Here is an 18,035-nt window from a genome sequence, read left to right as displayed (position 1 = left end):
TGCTCCTTATGCTCGATACAAGAAAACGGGGAGGCACACCCGGCGCACCCACACCACACGAGGGGCACCCGGCACACCGGTAGATAATGAGAGAAACGCCGGAGCGGGCGGGTTACTCCCCCACCCGCATCCGACGTTAAGTCTTAGCGCTTACGGGTCAGCAGCAGCGCAGCGGCACCCACAATGCTTACGCCCAGAACCACCACGCCAATCCACGGGAACGCAGCACCGTAAGTCACGGTCTGAACGGTGGATGCGGTGTTAGCCGCGCCCGAAGCTGAAGCGCTCGGGTTCGACGCAGTACCGCGCGCAGAAGACGAAGAAGATGCGCTCGCCGAAGCGGTCGCCTTCTTCTGGGCATTTGCAGAAGCCGAAGCAGCAGGCGCAGCGGAAGAGCCAGAGGTACCGGAGGTACCGGAAGAGTCAGCTTCCGCGTTCAGGCGGTCGTACTCCTCCTTAGTGATGGTGTTGCCCTCAGCGTCGGTGTACACGGTCTCAGCCTCAGCCGCGCCACCTGCAGAACCATTCGAGGAGCCGTTCGAACCACCATTGGACGAGGACTCGTTGGAATCGTTAGAGCCCTGAGCCTCGTCTGCAGAGTCTGAGTTGTTAGAGTTCGAGCCGCCGTTCGAGGAACCACCGTTGCTCTTCGAGCTGGAAGAGCCGCGGTTCGAGGAAGAACCCGAAGAGTTCGAGGAGGAATTATCCGAACCGCCCTCACCCACCACGGTGAACTCGGGGCTACGGTTGCTGTACGCCTCGGTGCCCAGGTACTTGCCGTCCTTGTCACGCTTCTCACCAGTTGCAAGGAAACGCAGAGTGTGAGTGCCAGCGCCAACATCCGGCAGAACGAAGGAACCGGAGACGTTACCGTTGCCATCGGTCTTCTGCTGGTGCACCACGCAAGCGCCCTGTGCCGCATCGGAGGGGCACAGGTTACCGTCGTCCACCTTCACGGACACCACAGTGTTTGCGGGGAAGCCGCTCACGCTAAAGGAAATCACGCCGTGCTCGCTCACAGAGGAGGAAACAGTCGAAGAGGTGCCGGGGGTAGATGCCTTCGCACCGCCCGGAGGCAGAGCGGATGCAGTGCCAACGCCCAAGCCCAGCGCCAGGGTTGCGGCAGCGCAGGCGGTCAGCGCCTTAGAGGTCAGGGATGCCTTCGGGGCTCCCGAAAAAGGTGCACGCATGGTGGTCCTTTCAAAATTACCGGGGTCGAAGCTGAACGCTACCGGGTTCGTGTCAGTGAAGTTCAGTAGGTCGGTGCAGTTCAGCGGGTCGTGACCCGAGTGGTTGGAGGGGCACCCGGCCCACTCCCCTGTTCAAGGGTTCGAGGTCAAGAGTGTGGGGCGTGAGCCGGTGCCGGTGTGAATGTGTGGTCAGAAAGCTTACTTCTTGGAGGTGCGCAGCAGCAGAGCCGCAGCCAAAACCACCAGGCCAGCCGCCGAGAGCAGCAGGTTATTGGCGTTGTTGACCAGCCACTTGGTCAGACCGGTCAGCTCAGTACCCTCAATGGTCGGGCCCTGTGCCTTGGTGCCTGCGGCGGAGTTCTGTGAGCCCTGCGTGTTCTGCGAGTTCTGCGAACCGGCGGCAGCCTTCACTGCCTTCTTCGCGTTGGCTTCGGTCTTCTGCACGGTGGTTGCCAGGTTCTTCTGCGCGTTCTGAACCTTCGCCTTAGCCTGCACGCGGTTCACGACCGGGGCGGTGCTCTGCGAGAGCGCGGCGAGGGATGCGTCCACGTCGGTGGCGCGGGTGCTGATGCGGCCGCCCGCGTTACGCATGGGCACAGGTGCCGTGGAGGTTGCGGTTGCGGGGTTCTCGTTCAGCTCTTCGACCAGCTGGTCGGTGGCGTCCTGCTCATCGCGGGAAACGTCCTGACGAGGGGTAACAGCACGTTCCACGGTCATGTCAGCAAAACCGAGCACCGCATTGTCAGCGCCCTGGTTGCCGTTGTGCACGACCACGCGGTAGGTTGCGGCGGGCATGCTCACACTGGTTTCGTAGCTGAAGCTACGGTTGCCATCCAGGCGCTTCCAGCCGGAGCCGTAGAGGGTCTGCGGGGAGTTGCCGAGGTAGGTTGCGGCGTACACCCAGGTGCCCGGTTCAGCGTTCGGCACGGTCACGGTCACGGTGGAGCCGTCACGGCTCACCTGCACGCCATTACCAGCGGTCAGTTCGGAGGCGTTGACCGGCTCGGGTGCATCAACGGGGGCGTACTCACCGATGGTGAAGGTGGTGTTGATGCCGCCCTGGCTGTTGGCGCCGCCGTAGGTTCCGGATCGGTCGCCCTCACGCAGGCTACCGGTCAGCAGGCGCAGGGTGTGCTCACCGGAGGCGTACTTGGCGGCGTCTTCGTCATTCTTGAAGGCTGCGTTGTCGCGGGTGGGCAGGTCAATCCAGGCGTCGATATGGCCGTTCTCATCGGGGGTGATGACAGCCCAGATGGTGCGGTTGTCGTTGACCGCGGTGGCGTCGTTACGGGATACCTTGCCGTCGTCAATCTTCAGACCGATAACGGATGCCTTCTTGTCTTCAGGGTTGCACCAGCCGTCACCGGTCAGGTGCAGCTTGCCGCCCTGAACCGCCTTGGGGTTCTCGATGCTCAGGCGCGGGGTGAAGGAGCCGTCAGCGGGGGTGCAGGTTTTCGAGTCTTCGCTGGGTGCCGGGGTGGGGTCTGCAGTAGGTGCCGGGGTGGGTTCTGCGGTAGCAGAGGGCTCCGCGGTAGGCTCGGCAGTCGCAGAAGGCTCAGCGGTAGCAGAGGGCTCCGCAGTAGGCTCGGCAGTCGCAGAAGGCTCTACAGTTGCGCTGGGCTCAGCGGTAGCAGAGGGATCCGCGGTCGGTGCCGGGCTCGGAGCCGGGTCGCTCAACGTAATATTCTGCGACACAGATGCACGACGGTCGTAGGTGTTGCCGTCCGCATCCGTACCGCCCAGGGAACCGGAAAGCACCTGAATACGGTGGCTGGTACCCTCCACGGTCCAGCCCTTGTTCTTCAGCTGTTCAGCGGTCAGACCGGTGTTTTCGGGGGTCGGCAGGGACACCTCAACCTCGAAGGTGCCGTCCTCCTTGGCGGTTCCCATGAAGTTTGCGGGCGAGTTGCCACCCTTCTTGGTGATCGGGTTAATCGCCTGGTGCGCTTCATCCGGCAGGGCGTCGAGGAACTTCACTGCGAACACTGCGCCGCGACCGGGTGCGGTGCTGGTAAAGCCGGTGCCGCGTAGCACGAGCTTACCTTCGCGCCACTTCTCGGTGGAAATCGTCACGGTAGCCTTATCAGCCTGCTGGGTGGCGGCGGGGGTGTCCGCGTAAGCAATGGTGGTGCCGGTCAGCGCTGCTCCGGGGGTGATGAGCGCGCCGGCGAGAGCCACGACGGCACCGTAGCGGGCTGCGGTGCGCACGGGTCGAGTTTCGGTCATTGTGGTCCTTGAGGATGGTGTGGTGGGTCGTGCATCCCCTTCCCGCCGCGGTTTTTAGGTCGCGGCGGGAAGGGTGGCGGAAGCTTCAGCGGGTGATTGCTTCACAGGGTATTTAGAACGGGGTGTTCAGAACAGGGCGTTTAGAGCGGAAGCGCCTTCTTGACGTCTTCGATAATGCCCTCGAGCAGCAGCGGGCCGCCGGTGGAGGTCCACTTGGAGCCGTCCACGAGAATCACGTGGTCGTCCTTGACTGCCTTCAGGTTGGTGAAGCCGGAGGTTTCCTTCGCCTTATTCAGTGCTTCTTCGGCGCCCTGCAGACCTGCGGAGCCCTGCGCGTTCGGGTTCTGCTGGCTTGCGCCGCCGAGGGTGCCCAGGAACATGTAGTCCGCGTCGATGGTTGCCAGGTTCTCCAGGGAGACGGGCTCGGAGTGGCCCTGACCGTTTCGGTCCTGCGACTCGGGGCGCTTGAGGCCCAGGTCGTTGAGTACCTGACCGGCGGGCAGTTCCTTGAGAATCAGGGCGGGGCCGTTGCCTGCCCAGCGGACGATGGAGAAGGTCTTGTCGCCGTACTTGGGGGCGAGCTGGTTCTTCAGCGTAGCGGCACTTGTCTCGTATGCCTTGATGACTTCTTCGCCCTTGTCGACCATGTTCATGGCGTTAGCAACGTTGCGGAAGTTGATGCGCCAGTCGCCACCCGCGTAGCCGCAGTAGACGACGGGAGCGATCTTCTTGAGGGTTTCGAAGGCCTCGGAGCGCTTGTCCACGCCGGTGGAGTCGACCAGAATCAGGTCGGGATCAAGGTTGCCAATCTGCTCGTAGTTGACCTGGGCGACGGTGCCGATAATCTGCACGCCCTTGGCGCGGTCGGCAAGGTAGTTGGGCACGCCGGACTGGCCGCGACCGGAGACAGAACCGACGGGGGTCACGCCGAGGGCGAGCAGGCCGTCGAGGGTGGGCTCAGAGAGGACGATAACCTTCTGCGGGTTGGCGGGAACTTCTACGTTCTCCTCATCAATGTCCTTGATGGTGCGGGTACCGCTGTTGCCGCCGGAGGTGGAACCGCCGGAAGTGGTGGTCGTGGTGGTCTCGCTGCTGCATGCCGCGAGGGCGAGAGCAGCCGAGGAGGCGAGCGCCAGGCCGAAGAATGCGCGGCGGTTAACGCCCGATGCGCCGTGGTTTTCGGCGTCGGTCAGCTCGGTTCGGTTGAAAGACATAGTTCCCCCTAGATTTGACTAAACTATACCTAACCTTACAGATATCTGAGTGTTACATCAAGATGTGTTCTGTTTGCCTTCTCTGACCGCCAGGATACCCGGTTTTGCCGCGGAATTGCGCGGGGTAACATATATCACCCTTTGTCATAGTCTTGCTGACACTATGTCGCTTAAACAGGTATCTCTCCCCTGCTGTCGTCTCACTATAAATCTGCGGCGGTTGAGAAAGCCGGGCACGCAAAACGCCCCGCCACGAAGAGCCGCGACGGGATGCAGTCTTCACAACGGGGCGTATGAGGTTTTATGGGCGCGGGGGTGTCATCGATGCGGGGCGCCGTTACCAGCGTGCACCGCTAGTGGCCGCAACCGCATCCGGTGCCGGAACGCTTGACCGATGCGGCCGCCGCACGCAGGGAGGCGATTGCCGCCTCCGGACCGCCGAGCGCCTCATCCACACCGTAGACCGAGCTACCGGCAACGAAGCAGGTTGCGCCCGCCTCCGCGGCACGCAGGATGGTCTCTTCGGTGATGCCGCCGTCCACCTGCACGGTCACCGGCAGGTTCGCGCCCTCAATCGCCTTGGCGGCGCGGGCGATCTTCGGCAGGGTCACGTCCAGGAACGCCTGACCGCCGAAGCCGGGTTCCACGGTCATGATCAGCAGCATGTCCAGTTCGCCGAGCATGTCCAGGTAGGGTTCCACGGCGGTTGCCGGGCGCAGCGCCATACCCGCCTTCGCACCCTCAGCACGCAGAGTGCGCGCCAGCTTGATGGGGGCGATAGCCGCCTCCGCGTGGAAGGTCACCGATTCGCAGCCCATGCTGGCGTATTCGGGTGCCCAACGGTCGGCGTCCTCAATCATCAGGTGCACGTCGAACGGCACCGGGGAGATTTCGCGCAGACGCTTAACCACCGGCGGGCCCCAGGTGAGGTTGGGGACGAAGTGGTTGTCCATCACGTCAATATGCGCGGCGTCTGCGGTGGAAATGCGCTCCAGCTCGCGCTGCAGGTTCGCGAAATCCGCCGAGAGGATGGAGGGGTTAATGGCAATACCCATGTGTGTTGTCCTTAGGTTGCACTCCCCCGGCACCCGCTCGGTTGAGCGAGGCACCGGGTGGATAAGAGGTTAGTTCTTACGCAGCAGGGCGAGGAACATGGCGTCGGTTCCGTGCACGTGCGGCCACAGCTGCGCGGTGGTCGGGTTCTCCGAAGCCTTCACGACCGATGCGCCCTTCTTGACCTTAATCTCGGGGGTGTGGCCGGGGTCCTTCTCCCCCGCCAGCACGCTCACGGGTTCGCCGTTCGCGCCTTCGGTGTGCAGGGCGACTTCGCGCAGCGCGGCGGCGGAGTCGAGCAGGCTGACCGCGCCGCTTTCGAGCACCTCGGCAACAATGTTCTGGGTTTCTGCCGCGTGCGGGGAGCAGGTCACGTAGGCGATGACGCCGCCGGGGCGGGTCGCCTCAATGGCCGCATCCAGGAGCTGACGCTGCAGGGGCAGCAGCTCGGCAATATCGCGCGGGGACTTGCGCCAACGCGCCTCGGGGCGGCGACGCAGGGCACCCAGACCGGAGCAGGGAACATCCACCATGACGCGGTCGAAAAGCTGACCGGGCTCAATGGAACCGGGCAGGTCGGAGGCGTTCTTGCGCAGGGTCTCGCGGATCTGGCGGCCGTCGCCGGTGAGTACCGTGTAGCTGTCCTCGGGCAGGGGGCGCATGGAGGATTCCACGAGCTGCGCGCGGTGCGGTGCCGCCTCGTTGGCGACCAGGGATGCGCCGCGCTGAATACCGAGCGCGCCGAGCAGCGCCGCTTTACCGCCAGGGCCTGCGCACAGGTCGAGCCATGCGGTGTCGGTGCCGTCCAGGGGTGCTGCGGCGAGCGCGCGTGCTACCAGCTGGGAGCCGGCATCCTGAGCGCGGACGGTGCCTTCACGTACGGATTCCAGGCGTGCCAAGTCGCCGGAGGCGTACAGCGCCGAACCTTCAACCAGCTCGCCGTCGACGGCGCCCTGTTCGCGTGCCTCGTCGAGGCTACCCAGGCCGGGTAGCGCCACCAGGTTCACCACGGGGGCGAGGTTGTCCGCTTCGAGCAGCTGCTCAATTTCGGAGGCGGGGCGGCCGTGCGCAACGAGTGCCTGGCGCATGGAACGCACAATCCAGGCGGGGTGCGAGGCGAGCAGCGCCATGCGTTCGGTGTCGTCCTTCGCGTCCTCGATGATGAGTTCGTACCACTCTTCGGGGGTGCGCTCGGAGACACGGCGCAGCACCGCGTTAATGAAGCTTGCCGGGCCCGCACCGATCTTTTCGCGTGCCAGGGACACGCTCTGGTTCAGCGCCGCGTGGGCGGGAACGCGCATGTTCAGCAGCTGGTGCACGCCCATGCGCAGCACAATCAGGGTGGTGGTGCCGACCTTCTCGATAGGGCGGTCTACGCAGCGGCTGAGGATTGCGTCGTAGGTGCCCTGGTGGCGCAGCGTGCCGTAGGTCAGCTCGGTTGCAAAGCCTGCGTCGCGGTGGTCGAGGCGGTGGCTACGAATCGCCTTGGGCAGCACGAGGTTCGCGTAGGCGTCAGATTCCGCCACGGAGCGCAGTACGTCGAAGACAGTTGCGCGTGCGGTGTCTGCGGTACGCGAGCGTGCGGAGGGTGCCGCCGCGGAGAATTCGCGGGCGGACATGGAGCGGCGGTTGCGTTCGTGGCCGCTCTTATTGCGCTGGGAGGTGCCGCCGCCACCGCGTTTGGTGTCGTCGTGCTCGGTCTTGGCGCGGCGTGCGGCGCGTTCGACGCTGGTCAGGCCGTCAAAGCGGCGGCCGGTACGCGATTCGCTGCGGGAGTTGTCGTCCCACTTCTGCGGGCGGCCCTGCGAGCTTTGATTCTGCGAGCGCTGGTTCTGAGCGCGCTGGGAATTCTGGGACTGCTGGCGGTTCTGCTCGCTCACACCAGAACTCGAGCCGTTGCCAGCGCCGGAGCGGCGACGACGCTTACGCTTCGCACCGCCCTCACCCTGGCCACTGCCCTGATTGAACTTACCCTGACCGCTACCCTGGCTGAACTTGCCGTTGCCGGGCTTGCCGTTGCCAGCGTGACCGGGCTTGCCGTGTCCTCCCTTGTAGGGGCGCTTTTCGTTGCTCATGCGAGTACCACCAGGCCTTCCGCCATGTCCTTGCCAGCGCCGCGAGCCCACGCGGGCGCATCCATCATTTTCTTACCGGCGGGCTGAACCTGCAGCAGCATCAGGGGTTCGGTACCGGTGCCGACCAGTACCTTCTTCGCGTGCAGGCGCACCGCACCGGGTGCGAGGGGGCCGCCGTTTGCCTCGGTCAGGGAGGCCACCAGGCGCTCGTCGGCTACCGCCAGACCACCGATCTTGAAGCGGTTTTCGCCCAGTTCGCACCATGCGCCGGGTTCGGGGGTCACGCCGCGGAAGCGTGCCAGGATCTGCTCGGCGGGTTCGGTCCAGGTGAGGCGGCCGTCGGCAATGCTCATCTTGGAGGCGTAGCTGACCGATTCGTCCTCGACCTGCACGGTGCCGCTCTCGCCCGCTTCGAGGCGTTCGAAGGTGCGTTCAAGCAGTGCGCCGCCGCTGGTGGCGAGGCGCATCAGCACGGTGCCTGCGGTGTCGTCGGCGGCTACGGGGGTGGATTCCTGTTCGAAGGTGGGGCCGGTGTCCAGACCTTCTTCGAGCAGGAAGGTGGTGGAGAAAATTTCCTGCTCACCGGCGATGAGGGCGCGCTGCACGGGGGCGGCGCCACGCCATGCGGGCAGCTTGGAGAAGTGCAGGTTGACCCAGCCGTAGCGCAGGGATTCGAGCGCGGGCAGCGGCAGCAGGGCACCGTAGGCGACCACGGCGGCTGCGTCGGCGTTCAGCTCTGCGATGGCTGCGGCGGCTTCGTCGTTCCAGCGGTTTGCCTTCACGATGGGCAGGCCGAGCTCTTCGGCGCGCTGCGCGACCGGGGAGGGGGTGAGCACGCGCTTGCGGCCCACGGGGGCGTCTTCGCGGGTGAGCACGCCGACCACGCGAACTTTATCGGAGTTCGCCAGGTAGTCGAGCGGGGGCACGGCAACGTCGGGGGTGCCTGCGTAAATGATGTTGAACATGTGAGCCTACTTTCCGAAGCTGCCGAAGGAGGAACCGGCAGAGCCTGCACCGAACGCGCCACCGCCGCCGAAGGCACCGCCCACGCGGGTTGCACGCTCGGTCACGGTCTTCGCGGCGACAGTGTTGTAGTCTGCAGCGCGCAGGGCACGCATCACGCGCTGGCGGTCTTCACCCACGAGACGGTCGATGAACAGCTTGCCGTGCAGGTGATCGGTTTCGTGCTGCAGCATGCGCGCGAACAGGCCCTCACCCTCCAGCACGAGGGGTTCGCCGTGGCGGTCCACGCCGGTCACGCGCGCCCAGTTCTTGCGCGGGGTCGCGGACTTCTGACCGGGCACGGACAGGCAGCCTTCGCCGCCTTCCTGGTCTTCTTCGCCAACCTCAAGCACGGGGTTGATGATGTAGCCTTCGCGGTCGTCAATGCCGCCGAAGGTGAAAATCTGCTTGGAGATACCAACCTGCGGGCCGGCAAGGCCCACGCCGCCCACATCGTACATGGTTTCTAACATGTCGTCGATGAGTCGTGCCAGGTCGTCGTCGAAGACGGTGATGGGGTCGCAGACGCTGCGCAGCACCGGGTCACCTACGGTGCGGATGCTCAGGATGGTCATGGTTCTCCTTTGCCGGCGGGGTGCCGGGAATGTGCTTACGGATTTCAATATGGCGGCAGAACTGCGCTGGTAGAACCTCGCGGGTGAAACTGCGCTGGCGGGCTCTCTCGGCAGGAGGGGTCTCCCAGGAGCAGGTTCTCACAGCGGGCGCATTCTTCACAGCAGGTGCGCCGTTCTGCCTATTTGTTCTATTGTCGCCGATTCGGTAGCGCGAATCTAGAACGAATCGAGGCGCTGGGGGTGGAGGCGGCAGGGTGAGGGCTGAGCCTCACCTCCCTGGGCTCACCTCCTCGGGGGTTTGATCCTCTCCCCTACGCTCGCTACTCCCCTATACCGCCCAGTCTTCTAGTCGGCGGGGGTGCTGGCCTATGCCGCAGGTGGCGGCACTACGGGCATGAGCGCGGGGTCTTCAAATTCTTGAACCTGGCGGTCGAATTCCCAGACGCGGCGCAGGGCGCAGAACTTGTACCAGTTGCGTTCGAGCACGGCGGGGTTTGCTTGCTGCGGCAGCACCTGCGTTTCGCCGAGTGCCACGCCCATGAGGACGGGCGCGTCGCCGTATTTCCAGGGTTCCCAGGTGCCTTCGTCGGGGTCAACGATGGATTCTTCAGCTTTGAGTCCGGCGACGAGCTGCATGACGACTTTCTCGTCGAGTGCTTTGACGCGGCCGCGTTTGTCGGTGCCTTTGGTTTTGTAGTCGATAATGCAGGTTCGGCCCGCGATTTCTGCGACGAGGTCGAGCGTGCCCGCGTAGCCGACGGTGTCGTTCCAGATGGTGACTTCGGCGGCGAGGGGGCGGGGCTTGAAGGCTTCCCACCATTCGTCGAAGCGGTCGGCGTAGGCCTGTTCGCCGTTGAGGATGAGCTGTTCGCGGCTTTCGTCGAGGTTGTGTTCGCGGCCCATGGCGCGCAGGGCGACGGCTTCGGCGTAGTTGTGGACGCGGTCGCCTCGGGCGGCGGCTGCGTCGCGGTATCGTTCGGAGGCGCTGGCTGCGTCGCGGATGATGGCGAATTTGAGGCCGTGGGATCCGGTGGCGCGGTAGGCGCGCTGGTCTTCGAGGGCGGCTTTGGCTGCCATGTACCCGTGCCAGCCGCTGAGGTCGCTGGCGTGCTGTCCGATGACGGTAGTGATGGAGGGGACGAGGAGTTCTCCTCCGCGGACGCGCGCGTACATGCGTCCGTAGTCGGTGGCTGCGGCGAGTTCGGGTGTTGTCACGGGGTACCTCATTCTCGGGTGGTTGTGTCCGCGGCTGGGTTTGTACTGCTTGTGGACACAAATACCGGTGGGCATAATAAAACCCCCGTTCCTTGAAACGGGGGTTATTGGTGCGTGATACTGGGTTCGAACCAGTGACCTCTTCGGTGTGAACGAAGCGCGCTACCACTGCGCCAATCACGCTTACGGATAAGACTATACCGAGGCTTGGCGTGAAGGTCAAATTTTGCGCTCCCCTTTTTTTCTTCCCGTTCCCTTCCCGCCGAGAAGCCACTTGTGTTTCGAAAAGCCACAAAAATGGTGGCTTCTCGAAACACTTGTAGCTTTTCGAGGAGATTCTTCTTCTCTGCTCATGCACTGCTTCCTCCGATTGAGGTGGCTACAGGTTCAGTAATGACTTATGGACTCTGGTCATGAGGTACGGACTTTGGGACTGGGTTAGCGTCTTGAGGGATAGCTTTTAACCATGGCTGAAGTCGCTAAGTCATTACCGAATCTAGACTCAGAGGTGCTGGGTAAACAAAAAAGCCTTGATTCCGAAGAATCAAGGCTTTTTTCCTAGTGTGACCCCAACCGGATTTGAACCGGTGTTGCCGCCGTGAGAGGGCGGAGTACTAGGCCGCTATACGATGGGGCCGCAACCTCCGTTAGGAGGTTAGCTGGGATACCAGGACTCGAACCTAGAACAAAGGAACCAGAAACCTTCGTGTTGCCAATTACACCATATCCCATTACTCTATTGAGTTACCGTTCCGTTTTTTACCTTTCGGCTTTTCACCGGAACGAGTAATAACTATACGGGTCTTCCTGGAGGCGTGCAAGCCGAAATCTGGAGAGCCGCCTCACATTCACGGTTTTACACCCGCTACTTCCGCGTGTTTCCGGGGTTTTTGGAGTTAAAAAGTTTTTTAAATTTCTTCAAAAAGAGGGTTTTGGGGCCGATTTTCACCCCACAAAGCAGCTCCGAGGTGGCTCAGAGAGCAGTTTTATCCTCGCCCCTGCACGCTTTGTGTCCCAAATTTTTTGAAGATTTTTTCCTGCACTACCTCCTGGCTGCCAGATGACCAGACAGTCAGGTCGTTAGATAGCCCGGCAGTCAGATAATCAGATAGCCAAAGCAGTCCGGCGGCCAACCCACCCAAGCAACCACCTCGGGAAAGCCCCCCCCTGCCCTGCACCTCCAAAAACTAAAACTCCCGGAGACAGCAAAAACCCAGAGACAACGAAAAAGCCCCGAGGCTAACCTCGGGGCTTGAGTGGAGCGGTTGACGAGACTTGAACTCGCGACATCCACCTTGGCAAGGTGGTGCTCTACCAACTGAGCTACAACCGCATGTTTCGCTTTGAACTTTTCATTTCGTCGCAACAACAGATACTACTATACGAGGCTTTGCCGGGGTGCGCAAACCAAATTCTTGCCACACTCCCCCAAGTAACCCCAGATAAAACCCGCTAAAAGATGCTGACTAGTAGTTTTACAGGAAATACCCATCACAAAAAATATTTTAAAATGAACGAAAAATCCCCTTATCCGCCGGGTTTCTTCAGACCTTTCGGCCGTCTGATTCCCGCTGGATAAGGGGACTCTCTAGAGCTTAGTCGCTGCTGCCGCCGGAGTCGCCTCCACCGGAGTCGCCGCCGCCAGAGTAGTCGGAGCTACTGTAGCTGCTGTAGTCCGAACTGCTGGAGCTGCTGGAGCTTCCGGCGTCGAAGTCGCCCGCGTCCGGGTCGGGACCCGGGTCCACGAAGTCGTCTTCGTCGTCCTCTTCACGCGAAGAGTCCGAGGTGTCTACGCCGTCAGACGAACTGCTGACGTCGCCGCCGCGGGCGTGCCGTGCCTGAGCTTCTCGAGCGTTCAGGGCGGCGCGCGCCTCGAAGTAGGCAGTCACGTATCCGAAGGCTGCCGCAACGACAACAGCGACCACCATCAAGACGGACTTGTCCATGTTGGCGATGTACAGAATCAGCCAGATAATGCAGGCGTTGGTGAGCGCCATGAGGGTGCCCTTGAGCAGCGCCTTGCCGATGATGGATTGGTTATTCGGCTGGCTCATGGTTAGCTCAGTTCAGCGGCAAGCTTGCGCAGACGTGCGAGGGAGGATTCCTTGCCCAGGATTTCCATGGATTCGAACAAGGGCGGGGAGATACGCTCACCGGACACTGCGATGCGCACGGGGCCGAATGCGAGGCGCGGCTTGATTTCCAGGCCGTCGACGATTGCGGCGCGCAGGGCTGCCTCAATGCTGGCTGCGGTGAAGTCCTCGAGGGGCTCGAGTGCCTCGATTGCTGCGGCGAGGACCTGCGGTGCGGATTCCTTGAGCTGCTTGCGTGCGTCGTCAGCCACGGTAATCTCGTCGTCGCTCTTGAAGAGGAATGCGAGCAGGCCGGGTGCTTCGCCGAGCAGCTGCATACGCTCCTGAACGAGAGGTGCAGCCTCGGTGAGGACCTGCTCTTCACGTTCGGTGAGGGTTTCGCCGAGTACGCCTGCAGCCTGCAGGTACGGGATGAGGCGGTCGCGGAAGTCCTTGGGGTCGAGCGCACGGATGTGGTCGCCGTTGATGGACTCTGCCTTCTTCACGTCAAAGCGTGCAGGGTTGGCGACAACGTCGTGTACGTCGAAGTGCTCGACGAGCTCGTCGATGCTGAAGACGTCCTGGTCTGCGGAGAGGGACCAGCCCAGCAGGGACAGGTAGTTCAGCAGGCCTTCCTTGATGAAGCCGGAGTCGCGCAGCAGGAAGAGGTTCGACTCGGGGTCGCGCTTGGAGAGCTTCTTGTTGCCCTGGCCCATGACGTAGGGCAGGTGGCCGAATTCGGGGATGAAGGTGGTCACGCCGGTGTCGATGAGTGCGCGGTAGAGCGCAATCTGACGCGGGGTGGAGGAGAGCAGGTCTTCGCCGCGCAGCACGTGGGTGATGCCCATGAGCGCGTCGTCGACAGGGTTCACGAAGGTGTACAGCGGGTCGCCGTTGGAGCGGACGACCACGTAGTCGGGTACGGTGCCAGCCTTGAAGGTGATTTCACCACGAACCAGGTCGTTGAAGGTGATGTCCTCATCGGGCATGCGCAGACGCCACACGGGCTTGCGGCCCTCGGCGCGGTAGGCTTCCTTCTGCTCTTCGGTGAGGTTACGGTCGTAGTTGTCGTAGCCGAGCTGCGGGTCCTGACCGGCTGCCTTGCGGCGTTCCTTCACCTCGTCGGGGGTGGAGAAGTCTTCGTACACGTAGCCGCCCTCAACGAGCTTTTCGAAGATCTCGTTGTAGATGCCTGCGGTCTTACGCTCGGACTGGCGGTAGGGCTCGTGGGGGCCGCCGACGCCGACGCCTTCGTCCCAGTTGATGCCGAGCCAGTGCAGGGATTCGAGCACCTGGTTGAACGACTCTTCGGAGTCGCGTGCCGCGTCGGTGTCTTCGATGCGGAAGATCAGTTTGCCGCCGGTGTGGCGTGCGTATGCCCAGTTGAAGAGGGCGGTGCGGACCATGCCCACGTGCGGGGTGCCGGTGGGCGAGGGGCAGAAGCGGACGCGGGTGTCTGCGGGGCTGTTGAGTACGGGACCGTGGTATTCGGTCATGATGTCTCCTTGACGATGTGTTTCAGGATGTACGTTACGTTTTTGGGTGCGGGCTGCTTAGTCGCGCACGCGGGTGACGAGGGAGCCGATACCTTCGACTTCGACCTCTACTTCGTTGCCGTCGCGCAGTACGCTGATGCCGGCGGGGGTGCCGGTGAGCAGTACGTCGCCGGGCAGCAGGGTGAAGATTTCGGAGGCTGCGGCAACCTGTTCGGCTACGGAGTAGTGCATTTCGGAGGTGTTGCCTTCCTGCACGACGTCGCCGTCAACCCAGGTGGTGATGTTCAGCGAGTCGGTGTCCAGGTCGGTTTCGATCCAGGGGCCGAGCGGGGTGGAGCCGTCGAAGCCCTTGGCGCGGGTCCACTGGCGGTCTTCGAGCAGGTCGCGGGCGGTGAGGTCGTTTGCCACGGTGTAGCCGAAGATGACTTCGTGCACGCGCTCAAGAGGCACGGACTTGGCGATACGACCGATAATGACGGCGAGTTCACCTTCTGCGCTGACGGCTTCGGAGTACTCGGGCAGGGTCACGGGGTCGCCGGGGCCAATCACGGTGGTGTTGGGCTTGAGGAAGAACTGCGGGGAGGCGGGCGCCTCGGTTCCTGCCCAGTTTGCGATCGCTCCAATCACCTTGGAGCGGGGAATAATCGGGGCGAGCAGGCGCACCTGGTCGATGGGGTAGGTGGTGCCGGTCGGTTCAATACCCGAGTAGAAGGGGTCGCCGGCGAGTACGCGCAGGGTTTCTTCACCTGCGTCGCCTTCTACCAGCCCGAAGTGGAGCTCATTATTTACGGTAAATCGTGCAATACGCATACTTTCTAGGGTACCAGCCTTCGAGGGTGCGGGCGGCGGGTCGGGTTTTAGCAGGCACAGCGAATCCCCGCGGATTGCTCACCGCGCGACGTGCGGGGTCGGGCGGGGGCATCCTGCGGGGATTTCGCGGGTTACGTTAGATTCACGTTTAGATGAGGCGGGTCATCCAGCCGTGGCGGTCCTCAACGGTGCCGAGCTGAATGCCGACGAGCTCTTCGCGCAGGCTCTTGGAGATTTCGCCGAAGTGCTCGGTGGGTGCCGGGATTTCGAAGTCTTCTGCCTTGAGCTTGCCGATGGGTGCGACCACTGCTGCGGTGCCGCAGGCGAAGATTTCGGTGATGTCGCCGTTTGCCACGCCTTCACGCCATTCGGTGAGGGTGATTGCGCGCTCTTCGACGGTCATGCCGCGGTCCTTGGCGAGCTGAATCAGCGAGGAGCGGGTCACGCCCTCCAGGATGGTGCCGGTCAGTTCGGGGGTGACGATCTTGTTTTCCTTGCCGAAGATGAAGAACACGTTCATGCCGCCGAGCTCTTCGATGGCGTCGCCGCGGTGCGGGTCCTTGAAGATAACCTGCTTGCAGCCGTGCTTTTCACCCTCGGTCTGGGCAATCATGGATGCTGCGTAGTTACCGCCGCACTTTGCCGCACCGGTGCCGCCTTCGCCTGCGCGGGCGTAGGTGGTGGAGAGCCAAATGTCCACGGGTTCGGGGGTGCCGAAGTAGTTACCTGCGGGCGAGCCGATCACGTGGTACTGCACGTGGCGTGCGGGGCGAACGCCGAGGAACGCCTCGGTTGCGATCATGAAGGGGCGGAAGTAGAAGGCTTCACCGTCGCCGGTGGGTACCCACTGCTCGTCCATCTTCACGAGTTCACGCAGGGATTCGATGAAGGTCTCTTCGGGCAGTTCGGGCAGGGAGAGGCGGCGTGCGGAGTTCGCGAAGCGTGCCGCGTTCTTCTCGGGGCGGAAGGTCCATACGGAGCCGTCGGCGTGGCGGTAGCCCTTGATACCTTCGAAGATTTCCTGGCCGTAGTGGAACACGGATGCTGCGGGGTCGAGGACGAGCGGGCCGTAGGGGTGAACTCGTGCGTCATACCAGGTGCCGCCGGTCTTGTAGTCGCCTTCCCAGTCGATGGTGACCATGTGGTCGCTGAAGTAGTCACCGAAGCCGGGGTTTGCGAGGATTTCGGCGCGGCGTTCGGCGGTGGCGGGTGACTGGTTTGCTTCGTGGCTGAATTCGGTTGCCATCGTTCTGCGTTCCTCTTCGTCTAGTTGCCTCTGTGGGCGTTCTTTGAGTGGCGGTTCTCGCGGCGGGGCGAGGGACCGGTGTGTGCCGCCGGGCGCGTTGTCGTGCGGGGCAGATGGTGCATCTAGCGGTCTGTGCTAGTTGGATGCATCAAAGCTAGTGGTGGATGGTGTCCACCGCCGAGGTGCCGGGCGGGTGTGCCTGACCTGTTTAGAGTACCGGAAAGATGCGTTTGCCGCATGCGCACCTTTTCTCCCATTCAGGATGTGAACAGGTGAAGCCCGGAAGGTGTGTTCCTTCCGGGCTTCACTAGCGTAGTTCACGTTTTAGCCGAGCCAGTTTTAGCCGGGCAAGTATTAACCGAGGCGTGCGAGCACGTCCGCGCCGACCTGATCGGTTCCGCGCACGCTTGCGCCGTTCTCGCGCATATCTGCTTCAACAGCGTCCTCAATGCGGGCTGCGGCGGCGTCGTGGCCGAGGTGGCGCAGCAGCATTGCGCCGGCGAGGATTGCGGCGGTGGGGTTTGCTTTGTTCTGGCGGGCGATGTCCGGTGCGGAGCCGTGTACGGGCTCGAACATGGAGGGGAACTCGCCGACGGCGTTGATGTTGCCGCTTGCCGCGTAGCCGATACCGCCGGTGACTGCACCTGCGAGGTCGGTGATGATGTCGCCGAAGAGGTTGTCGGTGACGATCACGTCGAAGCGGGCGGGGTCGGTGACCATGAAGATGGTGGTCGCGTCAATGTGCAGGTAGTCGGTCTCAACCTCGGGGAATTCAGCCGCGATTTCGGTGAAGTAGCGGTTGTAGAGGCGACCTGCGTGGGTGAGCACGTTGGTCTTGTGCACGAGGGTGACCTTCTTGCGGCGGGTGGACGCCAGCTCGAAGGCGTAGCGCACCAGGCGCTCCACACCGTGTGCGGTGTTGAGGGAGACTTCGGTGGCGATTTCGTGGGGGGTGCCGCCGCGGATGACGCCGCCGTTGCCAATGTAGGGGCCTTCGGTGCCTTCACGCACGACCACAAAGTCGATGTTGCCGGGGTTGGCGAGCGGGGAGACTGCGCCGGGGTACAGGCGGGAGGGGCGCAGGTTGATGTAGTGGTCGAAGGCGAAGCGCAGCTTCAGGAGCATTTCGCGTTCGATGAGGCCGGAGGGAATCTTGCCGCTGCGCGGGTCTGCACCGATGGCGCCGAAGAGGATCGCGTCGTGCTGCTTGAGGGCGTCCATGGTGGAGTCGGGCAGGGTTTCACCGGTTTCCAGCCAGTGCTCGGCGCCGAGCTTGTAGTGGGTGGGGGTTACGGTGATGTTTTCGAGCTCGCAGGCGCGGGTGAGGATGCGCTGGGCTTCGGTAATGATTTCGGGGCCGATGCCGTCGCCGGGGATGACGGCGAGGTCGATGCTACGTGCTTCAGTCATGCCTCTACCGTAATACGCGCCGCGGGTGGGCGGTAGAGTGTGCGGGCGGGTTCTCAGACTCTGGGCTAGGGAGGGGTGGGATAGATGGATACTACCGGTTAAAACAATATTCCCCGGCTGAATCATCAGCCGGGGAATATCGTTATGAGTTCTCACTCAGAGTTAGAGCCCTAAAGGTCTATGCAATTACGCGGTGCGCTTGCAGAGGGAGACCTTGACGTAGCCGTTGCCACGAACGCCACGTTCGGTCGGAGCGTTACCTGCGGACTCGATGGAGCCACCGGAAACACCGGGAGCAACGTAGGAGCCACCAGCGCCACCGCCGCCACCGAACTGTGCGAAGCCAACGTTCTGGCGCAGACCGTTGGGGTTGTTGTTCCACTTCTGGGTCAGAACGATTGCGGAGGAGGAGGTAGAAGCACCGGAGCCACCGCCACCGTAGCCTGCGCCA

At 62.9% G+C, this 18,035-nt stretch carries 13 protein-coding genes, 4 tRNA genes and 1 pseudogene; all 18 read right to left on the bottom strand.

Features of this window, described 5'->3' with window-relative positions; all coding sequences use genetic code 11:
* Positions 1-143: 143 nt before the first annotated feature.
* Positions 144-1,190, bottom strand: coding sequence for a hypothetical protein (locus tag HMPREF2980_RS05130; protein WP_049342129.1), 1,047 nt, complete (start codon positions 1,188-1,190; stop codon positions 144-146).
* Between the two features lie 198 nt (positions 1,191-1,388).
* Entirely contained in the window at positions 1,389-3,416 is a 2,028-nt protein-coding gene (locus HMPREF2980_RS05125) for a prolipoprotein diacylglyceryl transferase (RefSeq protein ID WP_070690503.1), read from the bottom strand.
* 140 nt (positions 3,417-3,556) lie between these two features.
* Positions 3,557-4,630, bottom strand: a complete 1,074-nt coding sequence (locus HMPREF2980_RS05120) for an ABC transporter substrate-binding protein (protein WP_049356631.1) — start codon at positions 4,628-4,630, stop codon at positions 3,557-3,559.
* A 353-nt stretch (positions 4,631-4,983) separates the two neighbouring features.
* Positions 4,984-5,685 carry a ribulose-phosphate 3-epimerase gene (gene rpe, locus HMPREF2980_RS05115; protein ID WP_070690500.1) on the bottom strand — a complete coding sequence of 234 codons (702 nt, stop codon included), beginning with the start codon at positions 5,683-5,685 and terminating at the stop codon, positions 4,984-4,986.
* Between the two features lie 69 nt (positions 5,686-5,754).
* Positions 5,755-7,758, bottom strand: a complete 2,004-nt coding sequence (locus HMPREF2980_RS05110) for an RsmB/NOP family class I SAM-dependent RNA methyltransferase (RefSeq protein WP_070690497.1) — start codon at positions 7,756-7,758, stop codon at positions 5,755-5,757.
* A complete protein-coding gene (gene fmt / locus HMPREF2980_RS05105; protein ID WP_070690494.1) occupies positions 7,755-8,723 on the bottom strand; it encodes a methionyl-tRNA formyltransferase in 969 nt (322 codons plus the stop codon). The genes HMPREF2980_RS05110 and fmt overlap by 4 nt, the downstream gene beginning before the upstream one ends.
* Positions 8,724-8,729: 6 nt before the next feature.
* Positions 8,730-9,335 (bottom strand): peptide deformylase, encoded by a 606-nt coding sequence (def, locus tag HMPREF2980_RS05100; RefSeq protein ID WP_070506019.1) that lies wholly within the window; start codon positions 9,333-9,335, stop codon positions 8,730-8,732.
* A 366-nt stretch (positions 9,336-9,701) separates the two neighbouring features.
* Positions 9,702-10,550 carry a PD-(D/E)XK nuclease family protein gene (locus tag HMPREF2980_RS05095; protein ID WP_070543779.1) on the bottom strand — a complete coding sequence of 283 codons (849 nt, stop codon included), beginning with the start codon at positions 10,548-10,550 and terminating at the stop codon, positions 9,702-9,704.
* A 108-nt stretch (positions 10,551-10,658) separates the two neighbouring features.
* Positions 10,659-10,733: transfer RNA gene (locus HMPREF2980_RS05090), tRNA-Val, on the bottom strand.
* 381 nt (positions 10,734-11,114) lie between these two features.
* Positions 11,115-11,187, bottom strand: a tRNA-Glu gene (locus HMPREF2980_RS05085).
* Between the two features lie 22 nt (positions 11,188-11,209).
* Positions 11,210-11,281, bottom strand: a tRNA-Gln gene (locus HMPREF2980_RS05080).
* A 526-nt stretch (positions 11,282-11,807) separates the two neighbouring features.
* Positions 11,808-11,883: transfer RNA gene (locus HMPREF2980_RS05075), tRNA-Gly, on the bottom strand.
* Positions 11,884-12,145: 262 nt separating this feature from the next.
* Positions 12,146-12,604 (bottom strand): hypothetical protein, encoded by a 459-nt coding sequence (locus tag HMPREF2980_RS05070; RefSeq protein ID WP_070690491.1) that lies wholly within the window; start codon positions 12,602-12,604, stop codon positions 12,146-12,148.
* A gap of 2 nt (positions 12,605-12,606) precedes the next feature.
* Entirely contained in the window at positions 12,607-14,118 is a 1,512-nt protein-coding gene (gltX, locus tag HMPREF2980_RS05065; protein WP_070690487.1) for a glutamate--tRNA ligase, read from the bottom strand.
* A 57-nt stretch (positions 14,119-14,175) separates the two neighbouring features.
* The gene (locus HMPREF2980_RS05060; protein WP_005507404.1) at positions 14,176-14,928 is read right to left on the bottom strand and encodes a fumarylacetoacetate hydrolase family protein; all 753 of its coding nucleotides are present in this window, start codon (positions 14,926-14,928) and stop codon (positions 14,176-14,178) included.
* A gap of 148 nt (positions 14,929-15,076) precedes the next feature.
* Positions 15,077-16,174, bottom strand: coding sequence for a branched-chain amino acid aminotransferase (locus HMPREF2980_RS05055; RefSeq protein WP_070633943.1), 1,098 nt, complete (start codon positions 16,172-16,174; stop codon positions 15,077-15,079).
* A 354-nt stretch (positions 16,175-16,528) separates the two neighbouring features.
* Positions 16,529-17,584 carry a 3-isopropylmalate dehydrogenase gene (locus HMPREF2980_RS05050; RefSeq protein WP_070688471.1) on the bottom strand — a complete coding sequence of 352 codons (1,056 nt, stop codon included), beginning with the start codon at positions 17,582-17,584 and terminating at the stop codon, positions 16,529-16,531.
* A 186-nt stretch (positions 17,585-17,770) separates the two neighbouring features.
* Positions 17,771-18,035 (bottom strand): annotated as a pseudogene (locus HMPREF2980_RS09520) (hypothetical protein); the annotation flags it as partial.

Source organism: Rothia sp. HMSC076D04 (assembly GCF_001814645.1).
Taxonomy (GTDB): Bacteria; Actinomycetota; Actinomycetes; order Actinomycetales; family Micrococcaceae; genus Rothia; species Rothia mucilaginosa.
Note: the sequence above shows the minus strand (reverse complement) of the source record. Positions and strands in the feature narration are given on the sequence as shown.

Coding starts and splice junctions, on each gene's coding strand:
- HMPREF2980_RS05130 (WP_049342129.1), bottom strand. CDS start 1,190: ATGCGTGCACCTTTTTCGGGAGCCCCGAAGGCATCCCTGACCTCTAAG.
- HMPREF2980_RS05125 (WP_070690503.1), bottom strand. CDS start 3,416: ATGACCGAAACTCGACCCGTGCGCACCGCAGCCCGCTACGGTGCCGTC.
- HMPREF2980_RS05120 (WP_049356631.1), bottom strand. CDS start 4,630: ATGTCTTTCAACCGAACCGAGCTGACCGACGCCGAAAACCACGGCGCA.
- rpe (WP_070690500.1), bottom strand. CDS start 5,685: ATGGGTATTGCCATTAACCCCTCCATCCTCTCGGCGGATTTCGCGAAC.
- HMPREF2980_RS05110 (WP_070690497.1), bottom strand. CDS start 7,758: ATGAGCAACGAAAAGCGCCCCTACAAGGGAGGACACGGCAAGCCCGGT.
- fmt (WP_070690494.1), bottom strand. CDS start 8,723: ATGTTCAACATCATTTACGCAGGCACCCCCGACGTTGCCGTGCCCCCG.
- def (WP_070506019.1), bottom strand. CDS start 9,335: ATGACCATCCTGAGCATCCGCACCGTAGGTGACCCGGTGCTGCGCAGC.
- HMPREF2980_RS05070 (WP_070690491.1), bottom strand. CDS start 12,604: ATGAGCCAGCCGAATAACCAATCCATCATCGGCAAGGCGCTGCTCAAG.
- gltX (WP_070690487.1), bottom strand. CDS start 14,118: ATGACCGAATACCACGGTCCCGTACTCAACAGCCCCGCAGACACCCGC.
- HMPREF2980_RS05060 (WP_005507404.1), bottom strand. CDS start 14,928: ATGCGTATTGCACGATTTACCGTAAATAATGAGCTCCACTTCGGGCTG.
- HMPREF2980_RS05055 (WP_070633943.1), bottom strand. CDS start 16,174: ATGGCAACCGAATTCAGCCACGAAGCAAACCAGTCACCCGCCACCGCC.
- HMPREF2980_RS05050 (WP_070688471.1), bottom strand. CDS start 17,584: ATGACTGAAGCACGTAGCATCGACCTCGCCGTCATCCCCGGCGACGGC.